Genomic DNA, 6500 nt, shown 5'->3' with positions numbered 1-6500 from the left:
GGTTCGGCCAGTGCCAGCACCTCCTCCAGCAGCCGGCCGGCCCGCCGGGCTGCTCGACGCGGCGCTCGCCGGCGCATCCGGTGACGCCCGGCGGGCCGGCCGGCTGCTGGAGGAGGTGCTGGCACTGGCCGAACCGGACGGCTTCCGGCGCGTCTTCACCCGGGCCGACCCGGGGGTACGGGACCTGCTCGCCGCGCGGCTGGACTCCGGCACCGCGTACTGGGCGACGGTGAGCGAGCTGGTCCGGGGCGTGGACGCGCAACCGGCGGCCGCGACGGCCGACGGTCCGGCCCGGACGCTCGACGAGCCGCTCACCGAGCGGGAGCTGACCATCCTGCGCTACCTGCAGAGCATCCTGTCCAACGTGGAGATCGCCGCCGAGCTGTCACTGTCGGTCAACACGGTGAAGACGCACGTGCGCAACATCTACCGCAAGCTCGACGCGACCCGCCGGCGGGACGCCGTCCGGCGGGCGCGCGAGCTGCGGTTGATCTGACCGTCAGCCGTCGTCGGTGGCGGCGTCCACCACGGCCAGCAGTTCGGCCAGGTCGTAGCCGCCGTCGTGGCGGACGTCGTTGACGAACAACGTCGGGGTGCCGTTGACGCCGCTGCGGATGCCTCCGACGAAGTCCTGCCGGACCCGGTCGGCGTACTCCTGCCGGCCGACCTCCCCGGCGATCTCCTCCGGCGACAGGCCGATCTGCTCGACGCCCAGCGACAGGTGCACCGGGTCGAGCTGGTCCTGGTGCTGGTAGAGCCAGTCGTACATCTCCCAGAACCGGCCCCGGGCGGCGGCGGCCTCGGCGGTCTCCGCGGCGCTCTCCGCGTACGGGTGGACGTTGGTGATCGGGAAGTGCCGGTACGCCAGCCGCACCGTGTCGGCCCGCTGGCGCAGCACCTCGGTCAGGTTCGGGTACGCGGCACCGCAGAACCGGCACTGGAAGTCGCCGTACTCGACGATCGTGACCGGCGCGTCCACCGGCCCGCGGACATGGTCGCGTTCGGTCACCGGGATCCGCAGCCGTGCGGTGGTGACCTGAAGGGGCGTGGTCATCCGGCACTCACCCGCCGATCCGAGTCCAGGCTCTCGAGCGCGTCGAGGATCCCGTCCACGCCCGGGTTCACCTCGGGCGGGGACAGGTGGCTCCAGGCCACCCGGCCGTCCGGGGCGACCACCACGAGTGCCCGCTCCGACTGCCCGTTCGGCGCGTACGCGCCGTACCGGCGCGACACCTCACCCTTGGGCTCGAAGTCGGCGAGCAGCGGGAACCGGATGCCCCGGCTCTCGGCGAAGGCCCGGTGCGAGTCGACGCTGTCCACCGAGATGCCCAGCAGCACCGCGTCGTACCGCTCCAGCTCGGGCAGGGCGGCCTGGTACAGGGTCATCTGCTCGCCGCAGACCGGTGACCAGTCCGCCGGGTAGAAGGCGAGCACCACGGGACGGCCCCGGAACTGCCCGGGGCCCACCTCGCGCCCGTCCGGCGCCGCCGGCAGCGTGAACCCGGGCGCGGTCTGCCCGGGTGTGATCAGCCCGTTCGGATCACTCATGCCTCCCACCATGGCCGCGACCCGGGTGAGGCGGGCTCACCCGGGCGGGGTGGTTCCGGTCAGCGCACGACGAGGTGGTTGTGCACCTCCCGGATGCCGGGGGCGTTCCACACCACCCGCTCGATCTCCTCGCGCTCGCCGGCCGAGTGGACCTGCCCGTCCAGCAGCACCGTGTCGCCGTGCACCCGCACGTCGACCTCCTCGGCCTCGGTGGCGCGGTTGCGGGCCAGCGCGTCCACGATCCGCTCGGCCAGGTCGCGGCCGTCGGCGTGCACCGCCGGGCGCACGGCGATGCCGTTGCTCACCCCGCGTACGCCGGTGAGCCGGGCGACCGAGCGTTCGGCGGCCCGCCGCTGGTACTCCCACTCGACCTCGCCGTGCAGCGTGACCCAGCCGTCGGCCACGGTCACCTGCAACGCCTCGATCGGCACGAACGCGTCCCACTCCAGCGCCCGTACGGCCGCGACGGCGATCTCCGGGTCCTCCCGCCCGGCCGCGGTGTCGATCCGGACGGCGAGGTCGTTGGCGACCGCACGGACCCGGGTGACCCGGTGCGCGGCCCGCTCGGCGGCCCACTTCTTGGCGTAGCTGTCCACCCGGCCGGTGAGCGTCACCACGCCCTCGGTGACGGTCACCCCGATCTCGTCCGGGCCGACCCGCGGCTCCCAGGTCAGCTCGTCGAGCACGGCGGTCTGGATGTCCCGGTCGGTACGCGTGACCGTGTCGGTGGCCATCCGGCTCTCCCTCCCGTCGATCGCGGCGCGGGCACGTGGTCCCGCACCCGCGATCCTGCGCGTGTCCCGGGTGAGCCGCCCTCGCCCGGTCCGGGTGAGGCAGCACGACGGCCGCTCCCGGGAGCCCCGGGAGCGGCCGTCGTCGCGTCGTACTGTGCGGGTCAGCCGTCCAGGCCGGCCGGGGAGTTCGGCCGGTCCACGTCCACGAACTCGATCTCGTCCGCGGCGCGGTCCCGGCTGCCGGCGGCGCGCGCCGCGGTCCCGGCGGCCCAGCCGATCGCCGCGCCGGCGAGCGCCGCCGCGATCAGCAGCGTCCAGGGCAGCGCGGGCCGGCGGCCGGCGAGCGCGTCGAACGCGAGACCGGCCCGGCGGCGTGCCTCCTCGGCGGCGCTGCCGACCAGGTCGGTGGCGTCGTCGGCCAGGCCGGAGGAGCTGCGGCGGGCGGTACGGGTGGCGTCGCGCACGCTGTCACCGGCGGAACCGGCGGCGGAGAGCAGGTGCTGCCACGCCTGGTCGGCGACCCGCTCGGCCTTGCCCCGGCGGTCCAGCAGGTTGGATCCGAACATCGTTCTACCTCCTCGGGTGCCGAAGGCCGGCGGCCACTTCGGACTCCGGTGTCCATCCGGCGGGTTCACTGTCTCGGGCAGTGCCCCACCGGCACGCCTGGCAAACCATGTCCGGGTCACGGGCGGCCCGGGCAGCGAACGGGACGAACCACCCGAACGCGCCGGACCGGTGCCCACGGGACGTGCGTGCGCCCGCTACCCTGGTCGGCGGATCGGCCGGGCCCGCCCGGCCGCAGGGTTGGCCGCGGCCCGCCCTGAAGGGGAAACTGGAACCCGGAGGTCCGGATTGGGTACGCCCAGGTGTGCCCAGTTCGCGAATTGCTCATCCCGGGGGGTGGCGACCGGGCCGTCGGAGGAATACGCTCGGTCGCGGCCCGCGTACTGATGAGGCGCCCGTCATGGGCGAGTGGAGGTGCTCGCGTGAGCCTGTCGATCGTGAAGTCGGTGCGGCCGGGTGGTGTCGTCCAGATCGCGCCCCGTGGGGAGATCGACGTCGACACCGCGTACGAGGTGCGGGAAGCGATCGCCGAAGTGCTCGCGAAGGGCCGCCCCTCGCGGATCGAGCTGAACATGCGGCTCGTCACGTTCATCGACTCGGTCGGCATCAGCGCCATGGTCGCGGGCTTCCAGACCTGCGAGGTCAGCGGCGTCAAGCTGGTGGTCACCGAGCCGAGCCGGTTCGTGCACCGGCAGCTCTGGGTGACCGGCCTGCTCGGCCTGTTCGGCGCGCCCGAGCCGTGGTTCGCCGACGACACCCCCGAGGTGCTGCCCGGCGCCTGAGCGCCGTTCACACCCCCTGCTGCCAGGGGACCTTCTACCCGTTGCCAGTCCGGCGTCGGTACGGGACGATCGTCGCGACGCACGACGGCGAGGGGGCCCGCTTGCAGAGCAGCGACAGCTTCAGCTACACCGTGCAGGCCCGGTGCACCCGGGCCGAGGCGGTGGCGCTACTGGGTGACCTGAGTCGCCAGGGCGAGCTGCATCCGCTGATCGTCCGGGTCCGGAAGCTGCCGGCCCGGCCGGGCGCGCTGGCCAGCTACGCGATCACCGACCGGCTGCAACTCGGCCCGCTGCACTTCCCGGTCACGTACCAGGCGGACGTGTTGATCGCCGGCGAGGACGAGGTGGTCACCGTGGCGCGGCAGCAGCCCGCGACGACGGTACGCAACCACACCCGCCTGCGCGACGAGCCCGACGGCACGGTACGCATCGACGTGGAGATCACGCTCACCGCACCGGCACCGCTGTTCGGGTACGCGTTCCGCCAGGCCCGGGCGGCTCACCTGGGCCTGGCGGCGCGTCTCGGAGCGACCCTGGAGGGCCGGCCGGCCTGATCCGGCCGCCCTCCAGGGCGCGCTCAGTACACCGACAGGTGCACGTGGTTGGTGTGGTCGCTGGACGGGTCGCCGTTGCCGCCGCTGTACGACTTCCACCCGCTGCTGGGCAGCCAGATCTGCTTGAACCAGATCACGTAGAGCACGGCGAGCGGGTCGGCGTTGCGCACGAAGTACGCGGCCAGGTTGTTGCCGTACGTCCGGTCGCCGCCGGTGGCCACGCCGCCGAAGCCGCTCTTCTGCGCGGCGAAGTCGCAGGCGCGCCCCTTCGGGTGCTCACCCGAGCCGCTGGGCCGGTGGCAGGAGACGTACCGGGTGAAGCCCGCCGCCTTGGCCTGTTGCAGCGCGTGCAGCGTGCGTGGGGTGATGCAGCCGTTCGCCGGGGTCGGGTCGTTGACGCTGCACGACTCCGACGGCCAGGAGCCGTCCGAGTTGCGCGGCGCGGGCTTCGCGTTCTTGCTGGAGGTGCCCTGGACGCTGCCACCGCCGCTGCTGCTGCGCGAGGCCCGGTCGTTCGCCACCTCGAGGGCACGCTCGGCCTGCTCCTTGCGCTTGCCCATCACCGCCACCTGCTTGCGCTGCTCGCGGATCTCGCCGTCGAGCTCGGTGCGGGTGCGGGTGGCCTCGTCACGGGTCGCGATCAGGTCGCGCAGCGTGCGGTCCTCGTGCGCGGCGACCTGCTCCAGCGCGGCGGCCCGGTCCATGAAGCCCTCCGGGCTGCTGCTGCCGAGCAGCGCCCCGGCGGTGCCGAGGCGGCCGTTGCGGTACGCCACGGCGGCGATCTCGCCGACCTTGGCGTCCCGAACGGCCAGTTCGGCGCCGACCGTCTTGAGTTGTTCGTTGAGTTGCTTCTGCCGGTTCACCGACCGGTTGAGCGCGGCCTTCGCCTCCAGCCAGCCCTTGCTGGCCGCGTCGAGCTGGGCGCGCAGTTCGGGCGTGCCGCCCTCGTCGTCGCCGGGCGCGGCGGCGAGCAGGCCGGTCGCGGGTGCCGCCGAGGCGGGGGAGGCCGGAACGGTCGCGACGCCGAGGGTCAGCGTCGCGACGAGCAGGGCCGCCAACCGGGCGGCCGTCCGTCGTACAGGTGCCACTGGGGGCATTCACACGTCCTTCCGTCAGCGCCGACCGGGTTAGCTGACGGGTTCGGGACGGAAGATCCCTACCGCTGACGCGGATGCACCCCACGTACGTGGTTCCCCGGCTCGTCCCTGCGGACGATTAGGCGACGGCCGCCCCACCGGGGCCGGTGGCGCCCGCGGGTGCGGCCGCGACCGAGACTACCGGCGCTGCCCGGGCACGGCTCCGTGGAGCAGTGCCACTAGGCGGGGCAAAACCGGCATAAGACTACATTAGCCACAGTGATTTAAGTGTGTCCTAATCACCACTCGGTCTGTCCGCACACTCCGGCCGACGCTCCGGGTTCGACCTGCAACGTGGCGTGATCGATGGAGAAGTCCTCGTGCAGGGCGGCCCGCGCGGCGGCCAGCACGCCGGCCGGGTCCACGCCCGGGTCGGTGGTCAGGTGCGCCGAGGCCACCTCCATGCCCGAGGTGAGCGTCCAGACGTGCAGGTCGTGCACCTCGGCCACGCCGGGTACGGCGGCCAGCCGGTCGTGCACGGCGGTCACCTGGAGGTGTTCCGGCGCGGCCTGCACCAGGATGCGCAGCGCGGCCCGGCCGAGCCGCCAGGTGCGCGGCAGGATGAACAGGCCGATCCCGACGGCGACCAGCGGGTCCGCCCACCACCAGTCGGTCACCGCGATGACCAGGGCGGCGGCGATCACGCCGAGCGAGCCGAGCAGGTCGCCGAGCACCTCCAGGTACGCCCCGCGCAGGTTGATGCTCTCCTTCGACCCGGCGCGCAGCAGCGCGAACGCGACGATGTTGGCGAGCAGGCCGAGCACCGCCACCACCAGCATCGGGCCGGCCAGCACCTCCGGCGGCTCGCCGAAGCGGCGTACCGCCTCGACCAGGACGTAGATGGCGACGGCGCCGAGCAGCACGGCGTTGGCGAGGGCGGCGAGCACCTCCAGCCGGTAGAGCCCGAACGTGCGCTGCGGGTCGGTGCCGGCCCGGCGGGTGGCGGTGATCGCCGCGAGGGCCATGCCGATGCCGAGGACGTCGGTGAACATGTGCCCGGCGTCGGAGAGCAGCGCCAGCGAGCCGGTGGTGAAGGCGGCCACCGCCTCGACCACCATCAGGGCGGCGAGCAGCGCGAACGCGGCCCAGAGGCGGCCCCGGTGGCGGTGTGCCGCGTTGGCCACCGCACCGCTGTGGTCATGACCTGCGCCCACGCCAACACCCTCCCTGCCGCGTACCGGC

The 6500-nt window shown here is 73.6% G+C and carries 9 protein-coding genes and 1 riboswitch; of the genes, 3 read left to right on the top strand and 6 right to left on the bottom strand.

The features are described 5' to 3' along the window. A partial coding sequence (locus tag EAD96_RS30515) for a helix-turn-helix transcriptional regulator (RefSeq protein WP_147457964.1) occupies positions 1–496 on the top strand: 496 nt, incomplete at its 5' end. 3 nt (positions 497–499) lie between these two features. Here the strand turns inward: EAD96_RS30515 and EAD96_RS30510 are convergent. The 4 genes from EAD96_RS30510 to EAD96_RS30495 all read right to left on the bottom strand — a co-directional run bounded on the left by EAD96_RS30510 (position 500) and on the right by EAD96_RS30495 (position 2848). Next, a complete protein-coding gene (locus tag EAD96_RS30510; RefSeq protein ID WP_121686662.1) occupies positions 500–1054 on the bottom strand; it encodes a thioredoxin domain-containing protein in 555 nt (184 codons plus the stop codon). Then, positions 1051–1548, bottom strand: coding sequence for a redoxin domain-containing protein (locus EAD96_RS30505; protein ID WP_121686661.1), 498 nt, complete (start codon positions 1546–1548; stop codon positions 1051–1053). Before EAD96_RS30505 ends, EAD96_RS30510 begins: the two co-directional genes overlap by 4 nt. 59 nt (positions 1549–1607) lie before the next feature. Next, positions 1608–2282, bottom strand: a complete 675-nt coding sequence (locus EAD96_RS30500; RefSeq protein WP_121686660.1) for a BON domain-containing protein — start codon at positions 2280–2282, stop codon at positions 1608–1610. 161 nt (positions 2283–2443) lie between these two features. Then, positions 2444–2848: a hypothetical protein gene (locus tag EAD96_RS30495; RefSeq protein ID WP_091421399.1), complete on the bottom strand. Its 405-nt coding sequence runs from the start codon at positions 2846–2848 to the stop codon at positions 2444–2446. 420 nt (positions 2849–3268) lie between these two features. On the opposite strand from EAD96_RS30495, the gene EAD96_RS30490 reads away from it, so the two are divergent. Both EAD96_RS30490 and EAD96_RS30485 read left to right on the top strand, forming a co-directional pair. After that, positions 3269–3628: an STAS domain-containing protein gene (locus EAD96_RS30490; RefSeq protein ID WP_013287849.1), complete on the top strand. Its 360-nt coding sequence runs from the start codon at positions 3269–3271 to the stop codon at positions 3626–3628. A gap of 101 nt (positions 3629–3729) precedes the next feature. Continuing rightward, positions 3730–4182: an SRPBCC family protein gene (locus EAD96_RS30485; protein ID WP_013287848.1), complete on the top strand. Its 453-nt coding sequence runs from the start codon at positions 3730–3732 to the stop codon at positions 4180–4182. 23 nt (positions 4183–4205) lie between these two features. Here EAD96_RS30485 and EAD96_RS30480 read toward each other — a convergent pair whose 3' ends face one another. Both EAD96_RS30480 and EAD96_RS30475 read right to left on the bottom strand, forming a co-directional pair. Then, entirely contained in the window at positions 4206–5279 is a 1074-nt protein-coding gene (locus EAD96_RS30480) for a hypothetical protein (protein ID WP_121686659.1), read from the bottom strand. Between the two features lie 4 nt (positions 5280–5283). After that, a riboswitch (cyclic di-AMP (ydaO/yuaA leader) is annotated at positions 5284–5414 on the bottom strand. Positions 5415–5557: 143 nt separating this feature from the next. Further along, positions 5558–6472: a cation diffusion facilitator family transporter gene (locus EAD96_RS30475; RefSeq protein WP_120568613.1), complete on the bottom strand. Its 915-nt coding sequence runs from the start codon at positions 6470–6472 to the stop codon at positions 5558–5560. Positions 6473–6500: the final 28 nt, after the last annotated feature.

Origin of the sequence: Micromonospora sp. BL1 (assembly GCF_003667485.1) — a bacterium.
Lineage (GTDB): Bacteria > Actinomycetota > Actinomycetes > Mycobacteriales > Micromonosporaceae > Micromonospora > Micromonospora tulbaghiae.
Note: the sequence above shows the minus strand (reverse complement) of the source record. Positions and strands in the feature narration are given on the sequence as shown.

Coding starts and splice junctions, on each gene's coding strand:
- EAD96_RS30505 (WP_121686661.1), bottom strand. CDS start 1,548: ATGAGTGATCCGAACGGGCTGATCACACCCGGGCAGACCGCGCCCGGG.
- EAD96_RS30500 (WP_121686660.1), bottom strand. CDS start 2,282: ATGGCCACCGACACGGTCACGCGTACCGACCGGGACATCCAGACCGCC.
- EAD96_RS30480 (WP_121686659.1), bottom strand. CDS start 5,279: ATGCCCCCAGTGGCACCTGTACGACGGACGGCCGCCCGGTTGGCGGCC.
- EAD96_RS30495 (WP_091421399.1), bottom strand. CDS start 2,848: ATGTTCGGATCCAACCTGCTGGACCGCCGGGGCAAGGCCGAGCGGGTC.
- EAD96_RS30510 (WP_121686662.1), bottom strand. CDS start 1,054: ATGACCACGCCCCTTCAGGTCACCACCGCACGGCTGCGGATCCCGGTG.